The organism is Pseudoalteromonas sp. APC 3355, assembly GCF_030407615.1.
Classification (GTDB): domain Bacteria; phylum Pseudomonadota; class Gammaproteobacteria; order Enterobacterales; family Alteromonadaceae; genus Pseudoalteromonas; species Pseudoalteromonas distincta.
In genome coordinates this window covers 354,294-375,967 of record NZ_JASDDB010000002.1, presented here as the reverse complement: position 1 = coordinate 375,967, position 21,674 = coordinate 354,294, and the positions used below count along the sequence as shown (strand labels likewise).

Genomic DNA, 21,674 nt, shown 5'->3' with positions numbered 1-21,674 from the left:
TAAACTCACCCTCACTTAATTCATTTGGTACATCAACACTAAAAGTGCCATCGGCTTGTACTTCAGTGGTGATTATTTGTGGGTTACCAGCGTCATCAGTTACTGTAATAGTAACAACCGTGCCCTCCGGCTCCCCCGTTGCGGTGCCTGAAATAGTTGGTGTGGTGTCGTTAGTATCACCTACGGGGTCAATAATAACTGTTGGCGCAGCAGTATCAACTTCGCCTGTTGTTGTTGCGGTAGTTTCATTACCTGCTGTATCGGTAACCGATACTTCAACAGTAAATTCACCTTCACTTAATTCATTTGGAACATCAACACTAAATGTGCCATCGGCTTGTACTTCTGTGGTTATGCTTTGTGGGTTACCTGCTTCATCCGTAACTATAATAGTAACAACCGTGCCTTCTGGTTCGCCCGTTGCGGTGCCTGAAATAGTTGGTGTTGTATCGTTACTATCCGCCAGTGCATCAATCGTAATATTTGGTGCGGTATTATCAATAGTTCCCTGTGCAGAAGCTTCACTTTGGTTACCTGCTTCATCACTAACGATGGCATTAACACTAAAGTCACCTTCAACTAACTCATTAGTATCGGCTGTCCAGCTACCATCAGCTAGCGTTTGTGTTGTAATTGTTTGTGTATTACCACCAGCATCTGTAACGATTAACGTAACAGTTGTTCCGGCTGGTACATTTTGTACAGAACCTGAAATTGTTGGAGTAGTATCGGCGCTATCTGGGATTGTATTAATTGCTATAATTGGAGCTGATAAATCAATTGTTCCACTAACAGTATCGCTTGCTTCATTACCCGCAGCGTCTGTTACTGTTGCTGTAATTGTAAAATCGCCTTCAGCAACCGCTTGAGTTGCACCTACTTGCCAAGTTCCATCTTCTGACACAACCGCCGTCAATGTTTGAGACTCACCATTTGCATCAGTAACTAAAACACTAACAAGGCTACCCGGTGCTACATCACTTGTTGTTCCGCTAAATGTAGGCGTTGTATCGTTTGAATCAGCAAAGTCATTTATTGCAACTAAAGGAGGGGTGGTATCAACTGTGCCTAATTGTGAATCTTGAGCTGCGTTACCTGCATTATCAGATACATTAGTAGTTACGGTAAAATCCCCCTCGCTTAAAGCAGTTGGAACCTCAATACTCCAAGTACCATCCGCACTTATAGTAGTAACTAACTGTTGCTCAGCCCCTAGATTATCAGTAACAGTTAAAGTCACTTCACTGCCCGATGCTAATCCTTGGGTAGAGCCTGTAAGAGTAGGTGTTGTATCGTTTGTATCTGCGATATTGTTAATAGTCACACTTGGTGCGGTTAAATCAACCGTACCTGTAACAGTTGCCGTACTGCTATTGCCTGCAGTGTCGCTAACACTCGCTGTTACTGTGAAATCTCCTTCACTGAGATCTGCAATAATATCCGCTGTATATGTACCATCTGTATTTGTAGTTGTTGTAAGTGTTTGTTCATTACCTTCACTGTCAGTTATTACTAATGTAACTTCGGTCCCTGCAGGTACATCAATTACATTACCGCTTACAGATGGGGTTACATCATTCGTATCCTCAATAGGATTAATCGTGATTGCAGGATCTGTTAAATCAATTTCTCCAGTTTCACTTGCAGAAGCTGTATTACCCGCAGCATCAGTTACAGTTGCAACCACACTAAACTGGCCTTCAACTAATTCATTACTTGCCTCAACTGACCAGCTTCCGTCAGCACCAGTAACTACTTGCACGGTTTCTGCTACGCCATCGCTTCCTGTAAATGTAACGGTTACTACCGCACCAGGATCTACGTCTTGGGTAGAGCCGCTAACTGTTGGTGTTGTATCGTTAGTATCAATAATAAAATTAATACTTACAGTTAAATCAACATTACCTACTGCACTTGCTTGCGCCTCATTGCCCGAGTCATCTCTAACCGCTGCAACTACAGTAAAGTCGCCCTCAGGCAGTGGGGTTGTTACTTGTGCAGACCACGAACCATCTTCTTGCGTCACTGCTAGTAATGTAAATGTGCTGCCATCGCTTGCAGTAATAGTTAAAGTAATGGTTGTACCAGCAGGCACATTACCGGTGTTACCACTTAAAAATGGAGTGGTATCGTTAGTATTAGCAATTGCATCGATTTGAATTGAGATAGGAGCAAACGTTATTTCACCGTTTGTTTGAGCAGATGCCTCATTACCCGCAGCATCGGTTACTGACGCAGTTGCGGTAAATTCACCACCTGGCAAGATTTCACTAGCATCAACACTCCATGTGCCATCTTCATTTAATAAAGTAGTTAAAGTTTGTACGTTACCGTTAATATCGGTTACTAATACTGTAATAACAGAGCCCGCAGGAGCGTCTTCCACCCTACCTACAAATGTTGGTGTAGTATCGTTAGTATCAGCAATTGCAGTAACGGTAATATCAGGGTTTGTTAAATCAACAACACCTTGGTTATTTGCTTGGGCTTGATTACCTGCAGCATCACTTACACTTGCATCAACCTCAAACTGCCCTTCAGCCAATGGCGTAGTTACGTCGATAGACCAATCCCCATCAGCGTTAGTTTGGGTTAATAATGTTTGAGTTTGACCATCAAAATCGGTAATAACCACACTAATAATAGAGCCTGCAGGTACATCTTGCGCGTTACCTGTAATCGTTGGCGTGGTGTCTTGAGTGTCGTTAATATTATTAATTTGTACCGAAGGCGCCGTTAAATCAATTACTCCTGAATCACTTGCTAATGCTAAGTTTCCTACACTGTCGCTTACTTGTGCATCAACAGTAAAATCACCTTCAGGTAAAGGAGTCCCTACTTCTACACTCCAGCTTCCATCAGCTTGGGTAACTGCAGTTAATGTTTGTATTTGTCCTGCACTATCTGTAACAGTAATTGTTACTTGCGTGCCCTCAGGAACACCATTTGTTGTTCCAACAAGTGGTGGTGTTGAGTTATTTGTTTCATCAGTTACATTTACGGTGATTACCGGAGCAGTTAAATCTACATTCGCTAAAGCTTGGTCTATAGCTTGATTTCCAGCTGCATCAATCGCAACAGCGCTTACGTTAAACTCCCCTTCAGATAAAGGTGAGGTGGTAGTAATTACCCAATTTCCTTGAGCATCAACTTGAGTAACTATTGTTTGTACCGTACCTGCACTATCCGTTAACGTGACTGATACATTATCCCCAGTATTCAAACCAGATACTGTCCCTGTCACTGTCACTGTTTGCGAAGCAGAATCGGCAACAGGATCAATAGCAATAAGTGGAGGTGTTGTATCAACCTCAATTGAAATAGTGTCGTTTATAGGATTACCAACAGGATCTGTCGCTTCAACAACAACCGTTACAGGGCCATCAGCAATTGGTGTTGGTAGGGTTATTTCAAAGGTACCATCAGGGCCAATTACAACACTAACTACTTGAGAGTTTCCATCAACATCAGTTACCGTTACATTAACCGTTTCGCCAATTAAGTTATCGCTCGTACCGGTGATTGTTGGTTGTGATGAGTTAGTAATACCTAGCTCATTAAGTGAAATAGAAGCAGTAGTTGAATCAGGCACAATACCGTCAGAGGTATCTCTTAAATTAAAAGCTTCAGTAGCGCCTTGATCAAAAGATGAATCAAAAGTAACACTACTAGGATCAACACTTTCAGAAATTCGGGTTAGCTGTACAAACGAACTGCCTCCATCTGCACCCGCAGCGTTACCGCCACCAGCGGCTGTTGCCTCTAAATTATCTAAAATGTCCCCATCACCTTCTAACGCATCTAAAAAATCTGTTACATCAGAATTAGCCGCTGTTGATGGGTCTTGCTCTGCCCCTAAATCTAAGCTTGCGATTGCTTCATCTAAACTTTCATCAAAAACAGTTGTTTCGCTAGAATCTCTGGCTTCTTTCGCTAATAAGTCTGGTGTTATTTTTACCTTTTGATTTGCGGGTATAGATAAGGTTTCACCTTGCACATCAATTTGTAGAGACGATTTAATAGCAGTAACAACTAAATCCCCCACGGTGATAGTGTCACCAACATTTAATGCTCTTATTGACCCATCATCCAGCACCACACCTGCCGAACCTTGAATATCAATAACTACCAGTTGATTTGCTTCCATTTTGGTACCCTCAAACTTTTTAAAATAACAATCTAATAAGTTAAAGGTAGGACAAAAAAGCCACATAGATACTGTACTCAAGTACAGGTTTAGAAGAAAAATTCAAAAATAAAAAATCAACAGAAAAGTGGTAGAAAATTTTTTTTATGCTAACCAAAACGATTACTTGCAAAAATAGTATTCCTTTACTAAATACTAAAGGGAGTATTTTCGGTCTTAACAGGATCTAAGAGGAAGAAATGATTACAAAAAACACTTTTAAGAAACATCAAGGGACTATGTTAATCGGACTAACGATTACAGCCGCAACTCTACTAAACTATGTGCATGCAAATGAACAATCAGCAATGCCACTTACCTATGTCTCAAGTAAAGCGATTGAAAACAATCCTGAAGTACAAGAAGCATGGCATGCTTTTAAATCTTCGATTTATGGAGTCGATGCTGCTCGCTCTGGTTATTTACCAAGTGTTGATGTATCGGCAAGCGCGGGGTATGAAAGAAGAAATTACGGTGTTGAAGAAGAATATAACCGTAATACAGCCGAGTTAAGTGTTACTCAAATGCTTTACGACGGTTTTAGGACCTCTAATACTGTTGATCGCTTTAAACGCATTCAACTCATTAGGTACTTTGAGCTTATTTCTCAAACAGAACAAACAGCACTTGAAGCCTCAATAGCCTTGCTTGACGTACAAAAATTTAAAGAGTTAGTACAACTTGCAGAAGCAAATTTACAAGAGCACGAGTCTGTATACCAACAAATAGAACAAAGTGTAGGAGCTGGTGTAGCGCGCGCTGCCGACCTAGAACAAATTAGTGGGCGCTTATCTTTAGCACAATCTAACGTATTAACGGAGTACTCAAATTTACATGATGTAAGCGCTCGCTACTTAAGGGTTGTAGGAGAGCTTCCTATGAACGACATAAAGCAAGCTGACCTTGATGAAAAAAATATACCAATTTCAGTTAATCAAGCGCTAGACGTCGCTTACAAAAACAGCCCTTCGTTTTACGCCTCTTTGTATAATATTGAAGCACAAAAAGCGAACGCAAAAGCACAAAAAGCAGCGTTTCATCCTAACGTAGATTTATCTGCCCGCTACGGTAGCCAAGATAGAGATGAACTTGGTCAAAATGAAACCAGAACAGAAGCGCGAGTCGGCATCGATATTAGCTATAATTTATATAATGGTGGTCTTGATAATGCTAATTTAGAACAAGCCTATCAGGATATAAACATTGCAAAGTATCAACGCGATCAGTCTTGTATTGATATTCGTCAGAGTCTGCAAATTGCTTATTACAACGTCACTATATTAGAGCAAAAGTTACCGGCGCTTGATCAACACCGCGAATCATCAACTAAAGTTAAAATTGCATATAAGGATCAATTCGATATAGGCCAACGAACTCTACTAGACGTGCTTGATGCCGAAAACGAATCATTTCAATCAACACGTTCATACATAGTGGCGCTTTATGACCGTCAATCAGCTATTTTAACTATGCTAAAAGAAATGGGGAAATTACTGCCAGCACTTAACGTGATGTCAGATAAATACCCTACATTAAAAGAGCTAACTGACGACCCTATTGTTCATAACGCACAAAATATCTGTCCGAGTTACGATGTAGCAACCACCTTTAGCCGCAAGGCATTTCTTCAAAAAAAAGCTAAGCAAGATAATGCATACATGAGTGTAACGGCTATGCCAAGGTACTTAGATATACCGCTGGAAACCGACACGACAGCAAGCAGCTTTACCGATGATGATGGTGACGGTGTACCAAATGAGCAAGACACTTGCCCAAGCACACCGTTGAGTACAAATGTAGATTTATCTGGTTGTACAATTTATAGCGCATCAACCTCGAATATAGAAATTGGTATTCCTTTTTCTGCTGACTCAAGCGATGTAAGGTCTCAATATATTCAAGAAATTAGTCGGCTTGCAGATTTTTTAAAAGAGAACCCAACTAAACAGGTTGAAATACAAGGTCATGCCTCTTTAGATGGAGACCGTATATACAACCGTAAACTATCAGAAAAACGTGCGTTTGCCGTAGCTGAAATTCTGATTAAGCAATTCGATGTAGAACCTAAACGTGTTAAATCGTTCGGGTATGGCATCGATCAACCACGTGTAAACGAAATATCAGTAAGAGCAAATGCTGCGAATCGACGTATCGAAGCTGTAATTACTGATATCTAAGTCAATTAACGTTATGTAAATAACCTAAACTCGGCATGAAATATTTAAGTCGAGTTTAGGTTTACTAGTAACAATCGTATGCAGTTCTACATAACATTGGATGGTGTATGGAATTAAACGATGTACTTGATCATGGTGGCATCCTCGTTGACTGCCTAGCAGTTTTATGTCGTCATCATGGTAAAGAGTTTTCAAGAGAAGCACTATTAAATGGACTTCCTCTAACTGATGGAAATCTTACTCCATCAGGTTTTTCGCGCGCAGCAAAGCGCATTGGCTTTAAATCAAAAGTAGTTAATAAGCCACTACAAAAAATTAATACAGCACTGCTACCTGCCATCTTAATTTTAAAAGATAACCAAGCCTGTGTTATTAATTCTATTGATTACGATAAACAGTTGGTGAGTGTAATTTACCCAGAACTTACAGAATCAGTTATCGAACAAAGCATTGATGAGTTAGCTGCTAACAGTGTAGGTTTAGTTATTTATGCTCAACCAGAGTTTGCATTTGATGAGCGAACACCTGTACTTGAAAAACTATCAAAAGACGGGTGGTTTTGGGGAGTAATTAAAGAATGCCGCTCACTTTATAAGGACGTAATTATTTCGGCTGTTGCTTTGGGCTTTTTGTCGGTTGCTATGCCTTTATTTGTAATGAACGTATATGACCGCGTAGTACCCAACCACGCAACAGAAACCTTATGGGTACTTGCCATTGGCATTTTAATAGCACTCACTGCTGACTTTGTTTTGCGCTTAGTAAGAGGCTACTTTGTAGAGCTTGCTGCCAGTAGGATAGATGTCAAAGTATCGGCTGTAATAATGGAGCGGGTATTAGGTATGAAACTAAAAAACCGCCCATCATCCGCAGGCTCCTTTGCTAGCAACATTCAATCATTTGAAGCTGTACGTAACTTTTTTAGCTCCATAACACTTGTCGCATTAGTCGACTTACCATTCGTAGTTTTGTATTTAATTGTTATTGCCATTATTGGCGTACCTCTAAGTTTACCTATTATCGCGGGCGCACTTATATTATTAGCTTACGCTATAGCCGCACACCGCAAACTTGAGGCTCTTTCAGAACAAACAATGAAAGCAAGCTCAATGCGAAATGCTGTATTAGTCGAAAGCTTAACCAATATTGAAGATGTAAAGAGCTTTCACTCAGAGTGTAAAACACAGTCTGTATGGGAAAAGTCGACCATTTACATTGCACAACTAAACGCACATAGCCGACTCGTTTCTAGCTCTATATCAAATACAGCATCATGGATACAGCAATGCGTAGGCGTAATAATAATGATAATAGGCGTACACCTCGTTATTGAAGGTGAGCTTACTCAAGGCGGGTTAATTGCAGCCTATCTATTATCGTCTCGTGCTATGGGCCCAATCGGGCAGTCGGCCGCTGTTTTAGCACAATATCATCATGCCGCAATAGCAATGCAATCACTGAACGAGATTATGGAAAAAGAGGTCGAGCGTCCACCTGGTAAGCATTGGTTAAGCCACCCTATTTTGAAAGGCGATATAGAATTTAAAGATGTATGTTTTAAATACTCTGACGAATCGCATAATGCGCTCAACGGCGTTAGTTTTAAAATTAAAGCAGGTGAAAAAGTCGCCATTCTAGGACGTAATGGCTCAGGTAAAAGTACATTAGAAAAGCTTATTTTAGGACTATACGAACCCTGTTCAGGATCAATTTTGATGGACAATAATGATATACATCAAATTGACCCAGCTGAGCTTCGTCATAATATTGGCTACCTACCACAAACCGTTGCTCTGTTTTATGGAACCTTGAAAGACAACCTCACCATGAGTGCTTGGCATGCCAAAGACGAGCAAATTATTGAAGCCTGTGAGCGAAGCCAATTATTTGATTTAATTAATTCGCACCCAGACGGATTTGATTTACAAGTAGGCGAGCAAGGTCGTCAATTATCAGGTGGGCAGCGCCAAGCTGTAGGTATGGCAAGAGCCATAATTAACGACCCTCCAATACTATTACTAGATGAGCCAACCTCATCACTAGATCATAATAGTGAAAGTAAAATTATTAATAATTTAAAGGGTTATTCTAAAGATAAAACCTTAATCGTGGTGACTCACCGCTCATCATTACTTGAGCTTGTTGACCGAATTATAGTTTTAGATAACGGAAAAGTAGTTGCTGATGGACCAAAACAAAAAGTAATTGCAGCGTTAAATAATAAGACAGTGGAGCAAGCCTCATGAGTGACAATAAAAAACCACTTGAACAGCGCTCCTTTGAATCTGTTAGCAGAGCAATAGAAGCAAGAAAACAAGGCAAGCCATCAATATTTAATAAACTATTTAAAGGATGGATTTCTCCGCCTAACAGCCAAGACTGGGTAGTCGATGCGCAGTGGGAAAAAATGCAACAGGAGCCAGCAAGCGCTAGGTTATTGCTCTATTTAATTTGTTTAACGTTTATATGCCTTATTGTGTGGTCTGGCTTTGCTAATTTAGATGAAGTTGCTCGTGGTGAGGGGCGTGTTATTCCCTCCAATAAATTACAACTTATTCAATCTTATGATGGTGGTATGGTCGAAAAAATAAATGTAAAAGAGGGGCAAATAGTAAATGAGGGTGATGTACTCATTAAAATAGACCCTACTCGCTTTATTTCTAGCTTTAGAGAAAACCAATCCAAAGTTGAGTCGTTAAGCGCAAAAGTAGCGAGACTCAGAGCACTCACTCAAAAAAAGGAGCTCGTATTTAGTGAGTCTGTTATTAAAAATGCGCCTAGAGTTGTGCAACATGAACGTTCTCTTTATTTGAGTAACAGCCAAGAATTAGAGCAACAAGTAAGTATTCACAAACGCCAACTAGAGCAGCGACACCAAGATTATATTGAAGCCAAAGCGGCACTTGAGCAGCATACGAGCGCGCTGCGCTTAACAAACAGAGAGCTCTCTGTTACTCGCCCATTGTTACGCACGGGCGCTATCTCAGATATAGATATTATTCGTTTAGAGCGCCAAATAGTTGATCTAAACGGCGAGATAAACAGAACCAAGGCAGTTATAAATAGGAGCCTTTCGGCCATTAACGAAGCTAAAAATAAAGTAACCGAAGTTGAACTCGTTATGATTAACCGTTGGAACAATGAACTATCCGAAGCGCTACTTAGACTAGATTCAATTAAAGAAACTGAATCTGGCTTGGCCGATAAAGTAACTCAAACCGAAATACGTTCTCCTGTTAAAGGCACTGTACAGCGATTATTAGTTAATACTGTTGGCGGTATTTTACAGCCCGGTAGCGATGTTATGGAAATTGTCCCGCTTGACGATCAACTTGTAGTAGAGGCAAAAATTCCGCCTAAAGACATTGCATTTTTACGCCCTGGGCAATCTGCGATGATAAAATTTAGTGCCTACGACTTTGCCGTATATGGAGGCCTTGAGGCAGAGGTTTTACATATTAGCGCCGATACCATTACAGATGATCGTGAGAATACCTTTTATTTGGTGCAACTAAAAACCACCAAAAATAACTTTTCAAAAGAGCTGACTATTATTCCAGGTATGACCACTCAAGTGGATATTATTACCGGTAAAAAAACCGTACTTGAGTATCTTTTAAAACCAGTTCTTAGAGCTACATCGCAAGCAATGACAGAGCGTTAAGCATTTAATAAATGGAGAAATAATGCGCCAAAGTATTTTTATTACACAGCCTGAATTTGAATCGAAGCACTGGCGTGCAGCGTTTCCTGGCTGTTTAATATGCACAAAAGAACCAAACAGAGTAACGGCATCAAGTATTATTTGGGTTTTAGCCGGTACACCGAACTGGCTTGAGCTCGTTAAAAAGTATTCGCAACAACGTTTACTCGTTATTGTTATGACCAACGAACTTGAAATAAATCAACTTAGGAGTGCGCTTGAAGCAGGAGCTAGAGGATACGTAGAAGCACTCGCCACTAAAGTAATTATTGAACAAGTACTTGAGACAATTTGTTCTGGCGGAATATGGTTACCAGGACAATTACTATCTAATTTAGTGGGAGCTTTATCAAATACACCGTTTAAATATGCGAGTACATGCGAGCTTGATTTACTCACCAAAAGAGAACGCCAAGTAGTTGATATTGTTGTAACTGGCGCTACTAATAAACAGGCTGCAGAATCTTTAAATATTACAGAGCGTACGATTAAAGAGCATATGGGTTCTATATTTAATAAGCTAAAAGTACGCGACCGCATCCAATTAATGTTAGTTGTAAAAGGGCATTAACCGCACGGTTAATGCCTACTACTTACTCTTTAATAACCCCATCAAAGCCTAAGTTAATAAGTGTATCGAGGTCATCTTGACTGGTAACACCTTGTGCGACCACTTTAATACCAATAGAGTGCGCTAACGTACATACCCCTCGCAGGAATGTTTGGTTATCTTGGCTGTAACTAATGTTGTGCCCATAAACGCTATCAACCTTAATCATTTCAAGCCCAAACTCCTGAATTTTTTCAATTTTAGTAAACTCAGGGCCTACACGTTTTAACGCCACCTTAGCGCCCATACACCTTACATCTTCACAAAAGCCTTTAAATATTTTAATTTCGCTGACGGCAATACTTTCTCGTATATCAAAGCAAATTTTAGAGGCTAAATCAGGAAATGCTGATAGATAGGTAAGAATTGAAGCAAGCGCAGCATCATCAAGTAATGTTTGGGCAGATAACTCAACCGAAATCAGCTCACTTGGTGGCTCAATACTATACTGAGCAACCAACGCCTTAATTAATCCCCAATCTAAACGCGCTAATAACTTTAAGCGATTTGCCCATTGGTAATAATAACCTGCCCTATATACTTGCCCGCCAAGCTCTAGGCTCAGTCCTAATTGATTTTGCATCAACTGCCCCGTAAAACTCGTTACTGGGTATGTGTTAATTTCTAGCGCTTTGTTATCTAGAGCTTCTTCTATTGCATTTTGCCAACTCGTTGCATCATCAAATAACTCGCTTTTTTGTTTATTGTCACTTACTTTTGCTTGAACACCTGGTTTATTATCGGCTGATTTTAAAAGTTCATCGGCTCGTTTTAATACATCAAACCGCGTGTCATTCTTTTGTATGTAAGTGCAACTATGCGGTATAGCTAATTCAATATTTTTATACTCTTCAATAAAAGATTCATGAAGCCTAACTACTTTTTCACTCAATACTTCAATATCATCAGTATCACTAAACAGTACAGTAAAGTCATTATGTGATATTCGAGCTATGTAGTTTTCTGAAAAGTGTGCTTCATTTGATTCTAAAAACTCGATTAAAACCTGCGAAAAACGACGTAAGAAATTAACCATTTCTACACGGCTAATTTGTTCGCTCATTTTATCTAGGTTTACAACCCGAAATAAAAACAAGGCGCCATGGGCATGATCTTTCGATTTTTGTAAGTGGGCCTCAAGCGTTGCACCAAAGTATTCTCTATTTGCTAAACCAGTTAGCTCATCGTGTTGTGATTTAAATCTAAGCTCTTCTAAACGTTTACTATCTTCTTTAATAATACGACTAAAACGGGTAGATAATTGGTTCATAGACTGCACTAAACGCGCAAACTCAAATGTACGAGGGACGCTCGATTTAATAAAACGTTTTTCACCAAATGCGTTAGCCTGATACACAACATCATCTAGTGGTTTTAATATTCTACTTAAAAAGTAAGCACTAACTATACAAGCAAAAAAAGCGACAATTAAAAAACTAAAAAATAGTTTAAGCGCACTTTCCCATAAGGCTTGCTCAGCATATTGACTATGGCTTTCTATAAACAAAGTTCCAAATTGCTGCCAACCATTATTTACTTGCCCAACTCCTGGTTGAACATTTAATCCATACATTGCCCTAAACCACTTAGGAGCCGTCGCTTTAAGCTCATCGGTAAATGTGCGTTTAACAATCACCTCACCATTCGGGTTTTGTAGCTCTATTCGCTTATAGTGACCGGTATCAAATGTGGCTGAAACTAATAATTCAAGCTCAACGGGGTCTTTGTCTAATTGACTGATCATCAACGCAAGTGAGCTGGCGTTATCTACATTTTTTAAGTACAGCTGGGTCGAAAAATAACTTTTAGCCGAATTAGTACTAATTAAAACACTACTTATAAAGCCCACAAAAATAACAATTAATAATGCAATCCATAGCTCTTGCCTGAGTGTTATTTTTCGTTTTTTAAGATACTTAGATAAGGAAAATGATGCCATTACCACATAACTCCTTCTTGGGTTGTCTGCTCCAAAATTTTACGCCAGCGTGAAAGTCTTGCTGTTGGGCTGGCTACACTTTTGGTTGAATTATTAGCCCATAAACCTTGGCTGTTAAAGCTAAAAACAGGGCTTAAATCTACACGTTTTGCAGCAGGTAAAACCTTTGTTATTAAACTGTCTAAAATAAGTGGCTGAGCGTTTGGTGTAGCAAAATAACCTAACACCATATGCGCTTGTGTCTTGTTAGTGCCCGCAATTTTTGCTTTTACATAAATAAGGCGTAACTTGTCGTCGCTCACACCTAACGCTCTTAAGCTTATATATTTTGCTATTGCGTAATCTTCACAATCACCGAGGCCTCTGCCTAATGTTTCTAAAGGGGTTGCCCAATAATCGTTTTGTTTCCAAAGCAAAATATCTGTTTGGTAGCGTAAATTACGCGCAAAAAAATCATTAACAATAAGAATTTGTTGTTGCTCTGGCTTGTTTTGAGTTTGCACCAACATGCTTTGCCAGTTGCGTGCAACCGCCGCTCGCGCAGGCCCGTATTTTTGACCCATGAGCTCTATAAAGGTATTAAATTGAATAGTTAGTCGGCTTGCAAGCACACCACTGGAGAGTACAAAAAACAGCAATAGGTAGCGCAAATTGGCTTTGCACCATATAAATAATTGAGGATTTAAATGACTTGGCTTAATCGCCATTTACAGAGCCACTGTTAATATAAGTGGCAATAAAATACATCTGTTGAGCACTACGCAATCTGCTTAAAATTAATCCTAACAACAGCATAGCACTCAATATAGGAGGATGAGATATTTTGAATAACTTTTTTAGTAGTACGTTACTTTTTTAACTTCGCGTGGTTTTACTTCACCTATGTATAAATCGTGCACACGCTTCATATTAAGCTCAAGCTCGGTCACGTAAGTATCATCTACTGCGTAAGTTTTAATTATTTGTGCACCTTTAATAAGCCCCTGCACTTTACTTTCTAAGTAATCGTCTTGAGCAATTGAGCCTTCCACCGTTGTTCCTGCGGTAATTTTTTGCCCATAGACTTGCTCAGTAAGCTCCCGGTAAGCTTCAAGCTTAGAAGCCTTAATGGCCATAAGTTGCTTTTGCGACAAGTTAGCACCTTTTTGCAAGCTAATAGGTGCATACCCTATCGCTTTTAAAACGGGGTAATTATTTGGCTCTACATATTTATATTCAACATGCTTATCAAAAACGCTGCTACAACCACCTAAGGTTAAACACCCAAGTGTAATAAGTAATGAAATTGCTCGCATAGCATTTAGCCCTTGTATAGTAATTAGCAGTACATATGCACGTTTAATGCCATTTATAGCATTACTAATAATTACCAAATAACATTGGTACAGTCCTTGCTCTACCTAGTTAATAGCTAACGTTTAATTGGAGTAAAATTATGAAGTCGTTTTTATCATTGGCATTTGCAGGATTAAGTGCAACGGCATTATTAACGTTCTCCCCTTTTACTAAAGCACAGTGGTATGAATCAACGGGTCACGCGAACGTCCAAAATGGTGATACAAGCGCGGCTAAATCTGCAGCTATAAAAGATGCGATTACACAGGCATTAGTATTCTCTGGCGCACGGGTTAGCTCTGTGCAAACGTTGGTAGATGGCGTGTTGATGCAAGATCAGCTAAAAATTAGCAGCCACGGAGAAATTCAAAAAATTGAACTGGTCAGCGAAAATAAATACGACAATAAATTTGCCGTTACATTACGGCTCGATATTTTTTCTCAAACAGAGCAATGCCCACAAAATAGTTTTAATAAGTTTGTGGCCGTTACACAAAGCCAACTTGTTCATCGTGAACACGCCAAAATTGGTCAAATATTTGACGTAAGCAAAGCGATTAGCAAAAATATTTTTACTTCCCTGCAAAAATCAAAAATGAGCGCAGTACCTATTGCTTACTATAATAATGCAATAAGCGTTGATAAGTACTTTTCGCAGCAGCACGACTATTCAAATGCCCAATTAGAAGAAATATCTTCGCGCAGTAACGCTCAATATGTACTGCTTAGCCAAATAACCAGCCTTTCAACTAGCGACAAACTCAATAACGATTATGCATTTTGGCAAGACGAGGCGTATGAGCGCAGTTACAACATTGAATTTGTATTATTTGATGGCACTACCTATGAGCAACTTTGGCAAAATAGTTACCATACTCAAGCAATTTGGCCATTTGAAAAAACAGCCATAGTTGACGTTAATAGTGATAGGTTTTGGCAATCGCCTTATGGGCAAAGCATAACCGATATCAACCAAGCAGTAAGTTATGACATTCAAGCAGCCATGGCGTGTTTGCCAACTCAAGGCAAAATAATGCACATGGAAAATAGCAAAATTGTTATTAATTTAGGTAAAGCTCATGGTTTGAAAAAAGGCCAGATGCTAAGCATTGCGCACCATAACTATTTAACCGACGCGGCAGGTAATGTTATGCCACACACCATCACCACGCTTAATAAAATTCGCGTTGAGCAGCTTTATCAGCAAACTGCAGTAGCTGTCAGTATTGATGACAAACCACTACCTGGCGTGCAAATTAACGATGTAGTAGAAATAATCAGCCAAGATCTTTAGTTAATTTAGCTTTTAAATTAGGGTGAGCCGATAACCACTTGCCCAATTGTTCTACACCCGATAAATGCGGATAATGCTTTCTGCATGCAAACACCACATTACGCTGCTGATTAGGGAATATAGGCAAGTAATCAATCCCTACACGGTCGGTACATGCCAGTTTTGGTACAAATGTAATACCGTCATCCATGGCCACTAACGCTAATAATGTTTCTAAACTATTACCTTTATACTGATTAGATATATCGACTCCCGCAGAAAAACAAAACTTTTGGGCTTGATCTTTAAAGCAATGACCATCACTTAACATTAGTAGGCTGCATCCTTGAAGGTCGTTCAGCGCCACTTTTTTATGCTTAGAAAGCGCGTTATCTTGTGATACCGCCACTAAAAAATCTTCTTTGTATAAAGCAACCGTATGGTAATTAATAAGCTCTGGCACATCGGCTAAAATAGCAAAGTCGAGTTCGCCATTATTTAAAGCTTCTAAAATTGTTGCTGTTTGCATCTCAATAAACGAAAACTGACTATCAATAAATGCCGCTTTCATTGATGTTAATAACGCAGGCAACAAGTAAGGCGCAATGGTAGGAATAATACCAATAGTTAATTTACCTTGTAGAGGCTCATTAGAAGTAGCAGCAAGTTCTTTGAGTATTTGCGTTTGTTCTAAAATAATCTCTATTTGCGTCAACAAACGTTCACCTTTTGCTGTTAACGTAACTTGTTTAGTTGAGCGGTCAAATAAAGTAACGCCAAGCTCATGTTCGAGTTTTTTTACTTGGCCACTTAATGTAGGCTGACTTACAAAACATGCATTGGCAGCTTTGCGAAAGTGCTTGTATTGCGCTATTGCTTTTACATATTCAAAATCTTTTAAGTTCATATTCAGCTCCGCATGATAGTTTATAACTATCAGTTTAATACAAACAAACGATTGGAACTATATTTAATTGTTCGCCATAATGGCTATCAACAAATCAAGAGGAACAAAAAACTATGTTAAACAATATCGAAGGTCAAACAGTCCCAAGTGTTACATTTGCAACTCGTCAAAATAACGAATGGAAATCAGTAACAACAGATGAAATTTTTAAAGGTAAAACGGTTGTAGTGTTTTCACTACCTGGTGCATTCACACCAACATGTTCATCAACTCACTTACCACGTTACAACGAATTAGCAGGCGTACTTAAGCAAAACGGCGTTGACGAAATTGTATGTTTATCAGTAAACGATACCTTTGTAATGAACGCATGGGCTGAGCATCAAGAAGCGCAAAACATTACTTTATTACCAGACGGCAACGGCGAATTTACTGACGGCATGGGCATGTTAGTAGACAAAAACGATCTAGGCTTTGGTAAGCGCAGCTGGAGATACTCTATGCTTGTTAAAGATGGCGTGGTTGACAAAATGTTCATCGAACCAGATTTACCAGGTGACCCGTTTGAAGTATCTGACGCAGACACAATGCTTGATTACATCAACCCTAAGCAAGCTAAACCAGAACCTGTAAGCATCTTTACTAAACCTGGCTGTCCTTTTTGTAAAAAAGCAAAAGAGCTTCTTGCAGAAAAAGGCTTCGCATATGAAGAGATTGTTATGGGTGCAGGCGCATCACTAACAAGTCTAAAAGCTGTATCTGGTCGTGACACTGTTCCACAAATATTCATTGGTGGTAAGCACATCGGTGGTTCAGACGACTTAGAAAAATACTTTGCTTAATTAAGTAAAAAATAGCAGGGGCGTACGCGCCCCTCTATATCAATCTCATCGCTTAGATTGAAAATAATAAAGGATACCACTATGAAAGAATTGCAAACCGATGTTGTTGTTATAGGCGCTGGCACTGCTGGTTTAAGTGCTTATCGTAATGCTAAACAGTTCACACAAAATGTATTAATGATCGAATCAGGCCCATACGGCACCACATGTGCACGTGTTGGTTGTATGCCAAGCAAGTTATTGATTGCAGCCGCCGAAGCCGCACACGCAATTGAAATGGCACCTGCATTTGGTGTTCATAGCTCAAAGCCTGTCATTGATGGCAAAGCAGTTATGGCACGCGTTAAAAGTGAACGAGATCGTTTTGCAGGATTCGTAGTAGAAGCCGTAGATGAATTACCAGATGGTGATAAAATTCGTGGTTACGCTAAATTTTTAGACGCAAACCGCGTACAAATAGACGACCATACAATTATTACAGCAAAACGCTTTGTAATTGCCACCGGTTCACGCCCTTCATACCCTGGCGTATTTAATAACTTTGGTGACAAACTTATTATAAACGACGACGTATTTGATTGGGATGACCTACCAGAATCAGTCGCTGTATTTGGCCCTGGTGTAATAGGTCTTGAAATTGGCCAAGCACTTAGCCGACTAGGCGTAAATGTAAAACTATTTGGTGTAGGCGGCGCAATTGGCCCACTTACAGATCCAGTAGTAAAAGACTACGCAAATACTGTTTTTGCTGAAGAATTTTTTGTAGATACCGACTCAAACGTATCTGACATGATGCAAGTTGGCGACAAAGCACAGCTAACTTACACCGACAAACAAGGTGAAAAACACACCGAACAGTTTGACTACGTACTTGCAGCCACAGGCCGAGTACCTAACGTAGATAAACTAGGCCTTGAAAACACAGGCATTGAACTTGATGAACGCGGCGTACCGCACGCAGACACACACACAATGCAGTGTGGTGAGTCGAACATATTTATAGCAGGCGATGCAAGTAACATGCTACCACTGTTACACGAAGCATCTGACCAAGGTGCTATTGCAGGTCAAAATGCAGGGCGCTTCCCAGATGTACGTATAGGTCTGCGCAGAGCAAAAATTGCAGCTGTATTTAGCGACCCACAAATAGCAATGGTAGGCGAAAGCTACAAGCAAATTACTGACCGATTAGGCCCATGCGGTTGTTTTGAAGTAGGCGAAGTAAGCTTTGAAAACCAAGGCCGTAGCCGAGTAATGCTTAAAAACAAAGGTCATATGCGTGTATATGCAGAGCAAGGCACAGGCTTATTTTTAGGTGCAGAATTTATTGGCCCACAAGCCGAACACATCGCTCACTTATTAGCTTGGGCTGTACAAAACAAAATGACAGTACCAGAAATGCTTGACATGCCATTTTACCACCCAGTAATTGAAGAAGGGTTACGCACCGCTCTTCGCGACTTAAACGCCAAACTTAAATTTGGCCCAGACATTGTAAATTCATGTATGGAATGTGGCCCAGGCGCATAGCCTATTTACCACACATACAAACTTGCTAAGCAAAAGCCAAAACTAACGTTTTGGCTTTTTTTTATAATTTTTTTAAGCTAACCTCTCAAAAAAAAATTTAGCTGTTACACTTAATTGATAATTCAATTAAAAAGATGGAATAGCTATGCCCAATAATAAATTTAGACTAGTCACTCGCAGCGATTTTGATGGCTTAGTTTGTGCCGTATTGCTCAAAGACTTAGACCTAATTGACGATATTTTATTTGTTCATCCAAAAGACATGCAAGATGGCAAAATAGACATTACCGAAAACGACATTACGACCAACCTCCCCTACGTTGCAGGCTGTCATATAGCATTCGATCATCACCTTAGCGAAACCGTTCGCAACTCAAGCGACATAAAAAACCATATTATTGACCCAAAAGCCCCATCAGCAGCTCGCGTAGTTTATGACTATTATGGCGGCGCTGAAAAACTTCCAAATATTTCTGTTGAAATGATGGACGCGGTAGACAAAGGCGATGCTGCTCAGTTTTCAAAAGACGAAATATTAAACCCAACCGATTGGGTATTAATGAACTTTATTATGGATGCGCGAACTGGACTTGGCCGTTTTCGCGAGTTTAAAATTTCAAATTACCAATTAATGATGAAACTGATTGATGCGTGTAAAGATCAGAGCATCGAAGAAATCCTGCAAATGGAAGACGTAGCCGAACGTGTTGCTTTATATAACGAGCATAACGAAAAAGCCAAAGAGCAAATTTCTCAATGCGCTACCGTTCATAAAAACTTAGTAGTCCTTGATTTAACTCAGGAAGAAACAATTTACGCCACAAACCGATTTGTTATTTATGCCATGTACCCCGACTGCAATATCTCGATTCATAAAATGTGGGGCCTTAAAAAGCAAAATGTAGTGTATGCCATAGGTAAATCAATAACTAACCGCAGTTCAAACACCAATGTTGGCGAACTGTGCCTTAAATACGGCGGCGGCGGCCATTTAAATGCAGGCACTTGCCAAGTAGAAACAAGTAAAGCAGAAGCTGTTCTTAGTGAATTGATTGATAAAATTACAAGTGATGGTTAATATTAACTTACAATAACCAGAGTTATATAATAGCTCTGGTTATTTCATTTTAGTAGAGTGAGTTTTAATCGCTCTCTTTTTCATATAAATTTCTGTAATAATAAAAGAAATAATGACCTCATGTTAGATACTAAAAACTTCGAAAAAACACTTTACCAAGATACCAAAAAAGCATTTAAAAACATTATACAAAAATACGGTAACGATCTTTATGTAATGGGCTTTTACCACACAGGTAGCTACTCACTACTGCCAATGTTTAATACCTTATCGGATTTAAAAAAAGTATTTGAAGCAGAGTACAACAACGATGTAAGTAGCTTTTACATGGCTAAATGGAATCCAGAAGACTACCCGATGCTTGAGGATTATTCCGAATACTTTGATGAAACAACTCTAGAGTGCCAAAAACTAGAAGACAGCATTGATTTGTTTCAATCAGATATAGAAGCAATGGATAATTGGCATCAATGGCTTACGACAATGGAAAAAGTGCTCATACAATTAGATGCCGAAGGAATATTTTCAAATGGTATCGAACGCGAAAAAATCACTTTAGCAATACTCGCCTATGATGAAGAAGAAAGCATTCAATTTAAAAGAATCAAACGACTTAACCCACCAACTGTTCTAGCACAAATTCAAGCCGACTTTGAAGCCATGGTTTCAGAGCGTGAAAAATGTGAGCAAGAAGCTTTAAACGCCTTTAATTAAAAAGTGCAGCACTACTACATATATGCTATACACAAAGTATAAGGAAGGGAAGTTAAAATATAACTCATTGATTTAATTGGTAGCCCCTGCAACCACCAAAACAACAAGCCAAGCTGTTGATTTAAAGTTATTTAGCAAACACTAAAACCGAAAGGTGTAACATAGAGTGTAACAAAATTTCATTTCCACTCGTTTGAAATGCGATGTAAGAAAATAAGTAAAAATAAGTAAAAATAATTAAAAATTGAATATCGAAGAATAGTTATGGAAGTTTCTATATTTAATTACTGGGGCATAAAGAAATACTGCACCTATAAAAGGCGCAGCTTTAACCTTATCTGCTATAACCAACCATGACCCTTAAGTTGCTCCCACGAGGAAGTTACATGCTCTAAAGACATTAAGCTCTTCTTACGCTCATTCCAATTTTGAATAGCCATAAATGCTTGCTCAGGTGTGTTTGCATGCTCTTGTTTAGCAACCCAATGAACTGTCGCTAATAACTCTACACCATATGGTGACTCATACCCTTCAATTAAATCTGTAACACGCGCTATTCTAGAACTTATTTCAGGGTTAGAGCTTGCTAAAAATAACTTTGCATCTTCGAGTGTAGTTTCAACTGGACGGATCTCTGACTCAACAACCCCATCACCAACACCTTGAATATAATGACCATCCATTGCATTTAAAGCATGCCTTAACGCATCAGCATAAGGACCAAACTTATCTTTAACAAAGTTAAGTCGCATATCTTCACCAGCTGCCTGTAAAAAGTAGGCAAGCTTTTGCACTTCAATTTTTGATAAGCCATAACTAACTGATTGGTACGATTGTAATAGAGCTAAAATTGCAGCCCTACCTGGAGTCATTTTTGGCTTAGGGGTACTTGTTTGCATGTCTTGTGCTTTTATAGAATCTGTCGGTTCATATAAATAAACATCAAGTTCTGGAATGTTAGTCAGATACCTTAACATTAAAGGTTTTACTATTTCCCAATCGAGCCCACCATTACCACAACCTAAAGGTGGAATAGCAATAGATTGAATATTTAACTCTTTAATGCAAGCAACCAAATCTTGTAAACCCGCCTCAATATCTTTTAAGCGAGAATCACTGCACCAATGACCTTTTGTTGGGAAATTAATAATAAGCCGAGGAGTGGCAAGTGCACCCAGTTCAAAAATAAACATTTTACCTAGGGCAACGTCTCCAGCTTTACAGGCTGTCGCATAAGCTTTGTAGTTACTTGGCCATTTCTTTTTAAACTGTAACGCAATACCTTTACCCATAACGCCAACACAATTAACGGTATTGACTATAGCATCAACATTTTGCTGTTGTAAAAGATTGCCCTCTACTGATTTAATACTCATACAG

The 21,674-nt window shown here is 39.3% G+C and carries 15 protein-coding genes; 9 read left to right on the top strand and 6 right to left on the bottom strand.

All coding sequences use genetic code 11. From position 1 onward, the window contains the following. The coding region (locus QMA08_RS04945) for a retention module-containing protein (RefSeq protein WP_290173823.1) at positions 1–4,147 on the bottom strand (4,147 nt) is incomplete at its 3' end. Between the two features lie 239 nt (positions 4,148–4,386). Between QMA08_RS04945 and QMA08_RS04940 the strand changes: the two genes are divergently transcribed. The 4 genes from QMA08_RS04940 to QMA08_RS04925 all read left to right on the top strand — a co-directional run bounded on the left by QMA08_RS04940 (position 4,387) and on the right by QMA08_RS04925 (position 10,637). Beyond that, complete coding sequence (locus QMA08_RS04940) at positions 4,387–6,363, top strand: TolC family outer membrane protein (RefSeq protein ID WP_039484695.1); 1,977 nt, start codon at positions 4,387–4,389, stop codon at positions 6,361–6,363. A 107-nt stretch (positions 6,364–6,470) separates the two neighbouring features. Beyond that, entirely contained in the window at positions 6,471–8,609 is a 2,139-nt protein-coding gene (locus QMA08_RS04935) for a type I secretion system permease/ATPase (protein ID WP_290173822.1), read from the top strand. Further along, a complete protein-coding gene (locus tag QMA08_RS04930; RefSeq protein ID WP_182693280.1) occupies positions 8,606–10,027 on the top strand; it encodes an HlyD family type I secretion periplasmic adaptor subunit in 1,422 nt (473 codons plus the stop codon). Before QMA08_RS04935 ends, QMA08_RS04930 begins: the two co-directional genes overlap by 4 nt. A 22-nt stretch (positions 10,028–10,049) precedes the next feature. Next, on the top strand, positions 10,050–10,637 hold the full coding sequence (locus tag QMA08_RS04925) for a response regulator transcription factor (protein ID WP_149602269.1): 588 nt from the start codon (positions 10,050–10,052) through the stop codon (positions 10,635–10,637). A gap of 22 nt (positions 10,638–10,659) precedes the next feature. Here QMA08_RS04925 and QMA08_RS04920 read toward each other — a convergent pair whose 3' ends face one another. The 3 genes from QMA08_RS04920 to QMA08_RS04910 form a co-directional block, all read right to left on the bottom strand. Further along, positions 10,660–12,615, bottom strand: coding sequence for a LapD/MoxY N-terminal periplasmic domain-containing protein (locus QMA08_RS04920; RefSeq protein ID WP_290173821.1), 1,956 nt, complete (start codon positions 12,613–12,615; stop codon positions 10,660–10,662). Continuing rightward, positions 12,615–13,322 carry a transglutaminase-like cysteine peptidase gene (locus QMA08_RS04915; RefSeq protein WP_182692702.1) on the bottom strand — a complete coding sequence of 236 codons (708 nt, stop codon included), beginning with the start codon at positions 13,320–13,322 and terminating at the stop codon, positions 12,615–12,617. Before QMA08_RS04915 ends, QMA08_RS04920 begins: the two co-directional genes overlap by 1 nt. 129 nt (positions 13,323–13,451) lie before the next feature. After that, positions 13,452–13,910: an LPP20 family lipoprotein gene (locus QMA08_RS04910; protein WP_024593173.1), complete on the bottom strand. Its 459-nt coding sequence runs from the start codon at positions 13,908–13,910 to the stop codon at positions 13,452–13,454. Positions 13,911–14,050: 140 nt separating this feature from the next. Here QMA08_RS04910 and QMA08_RS04905 point away from each other — a divergent pair, with 140 nt between their 5' ends. Continuing rightward, positions 14,051–15,244 (top strand): flagellar assembly protein FlgT, encoded by a 1,194-nt coding sequence (locus QMA08_RS04905; RefSeq protein ID WP_290173820.1) that lies wholly within the window; start codon positions 14,051–14,053, stop codon positions 15,242–15,244. On the opposite strand, the gene QMA08_RS04900 is transcribed toward QMA08_RS04905, so the two are convergent. After that, entirely contained in the window at positions 15,228–16,130 is a 903-nt protein-coding gene (locus QMA08_RS04900) for a LysR substrate-binding domain-containing protein (RefSeq protein ID WP_024595781.1), read from the bottom strand. The genes QMA08_RS04905 and QMA08_RS04900 overlap by 17 nt on opposite strands. A 113-nt stretch (positions 16,131–16,243) precedes the next feature. On the opposite strand from QMA08_RS04900, the gene QMA08_RS04895 reads away from it, so the two are divergent. The 4 genes from QMA08_RS04895 to QMA08_RS04880 all read left to right on the top strand — a co-directional run bounded on the left by QMA08_RS04895 (position 16,244) and on the right by QMA08_RS04880 (position 20,294). After that, positions 16,244–16,972, top strand: a complete 729-nt coding sequence (locus QMA08_RS04895; RefSeq protein ID WP_182692706.1) for a glutathione peroxidase — start codon at positions 16,244–16,246, stop codon at positions 16,970–16,972. A gap of 81 nt (positions 16,973–17,053) precedes the next feature. Continuing rightward, the gene (locus QMA08_RS04890) at positions 17,054–18,502 is read left to right on the top strand and encodes a dihydrolipoyl dehydrogenase (protein WP_182672506.1); all 1,449 of its coding nucleotides are present in this window, start codon (positions 17,054–17,056) and stop codon (positions 18,500–18,502) included. 145 nt (positions 18,503–18,647) lie between these two features. After that, the gene (locus QMA08_RS04885) at positions 18,648–19,580 is read left to right on the top strand and encodes a hypothetical protein (protein WP_002961341.1); all 933 of its coding nucleotides are present in this window, start codon (positions 18,648–18,650) and stop codon (positions 19,578–19,580) included. Between the two features lie 120 nt (positions 19,581–19,700). Then, positions 19,701–20,294, top strand: a complete 594-nt coding sequence (locus QMA08_RS04880) for a DUF4303 domain-containing protein (RefSeq protein ID WP_024598731.1) — start codon at positions 19,701–19,703, stop codon at positions 20,292–20,294. A 341-nt stretch (positions 20,295–20,635) separates the two neighbouring features. On the opposite strand, the gene QMA08_RS04875 is transcribed toward QMA08_RS04880, so the two are convergent. Beyond that, positions 20,636–21,670, bottom strand: coding sequence for a macro domain-containing protein (locus QMA08_RS04875; RefSeq protein WP_290173819.1), 1,035 nt, complete (start codon positions 21,668–21,670; stop codon positions 20,636–20,638). Positions 21,671–21,674 lie beyond the last annotated feature (4 nt).

Excerpts from the sequence above, each read along its gene's own strand:
- QMA08_RS04940 (WP_039484695.1), top strand. The coding sequence starts at position 4,387 with ATGATTACAAAAAACACTTTTAAGAAACATCAAGGGACTATGTTAATC.
- QMA08_RS04935 (WP_290173822.1), top strand. The coding sequence starts at position 6,471 with ATGGAATTAAACGATGTACTTGATCATGGTGGCATCCTCGTTGACTGC.
- QMA08_RS04930 (WP_182693280.1), top strand. The coding sequence starts at position 8,606 with ATGAGTGACAATAAAAAACCACTTGAACAGCGCTCCTTTGAATCTGTT.
- QMA08_RS04925 (WP_149602269.1), top strand. The coding sequence starts at position 10,050 with ATGCGCCAAAGTATTTTTATTACACAGCCTGAATTTGAATCGAAGCAC.
- QMA08_RS04920 (WP_290173821.1), bottom strand. The coding sequence starts at position 12,615 with ATGGCATCATTTTCCTTATCTAAGTATCTTAAAAAACGAAAAATAACA.
- QMA08_RS04915 (WP_182692702.1), bottom strand. The coding sequence starts at position 13,322 with ATGGCGATTAAGCCAAGTCATTTAAATCCTCAATTATTTATATGGTGC.
- QMA08_RS04910 (WP_024593173.1), bottom strand. The coding sequence starts at position 13,910 with ATGCGAGCAATTTCATTACTTATTACACTTGGGTGTTTAACCTTAGGT.
- QMA08_RS04905 (WP_290173820.1), top strand. The coding sequence starts at position 14,051 with ATGAAGTCGTTTTTATCATTGGCATTTGCAGGATTAAGTGCAACGGCA.
- QMA08_RS04900 (WP_024595781.1), bottom strand. The coding sequence starts at position 16,130 with ATGAACTTAAAAGATTTTGAATATGTAAAAGCAATAGCGCAATACAAG.
- QMA08_RS04895 (WP_182692706.1), top strand. The coding sequence starts at position 16,244 with ATGTTAAACAATATCGAAGGTCAAACAGTCCCAAGTGTTACATTTGCA.
- QMA08_RS04890 (WP_182672506.1), top strand. The coding sequence starts at position 17,054 with ATGAAAGAATTGCAAACCGATGTTGTTGTTATAGGCGCTGGCACTGCT.
- QMA08_RS04885 (WP_002961341.1), top strand. The coding sequence starts at position 18,648 with ATGCCCAATAATAAATTTAGACTAGTCACTCGCAGCGATTTTGATGGC.
- QMA08_RS04880 (WP_024598731.1), top strand. The coding sequence starts at position 19,701 with ATGTTAGATACTAAAAACTTCGAAAAAACACTTTACCAAGATACCAAA.
- QMA08_RS04875 (WP_290173819.1), bottom strand. The coding sequence starts at position 21,670 with ATGAGTATTAAATCAGTAGAGGGCAATCTTTTACAACAGCAAAATGTT.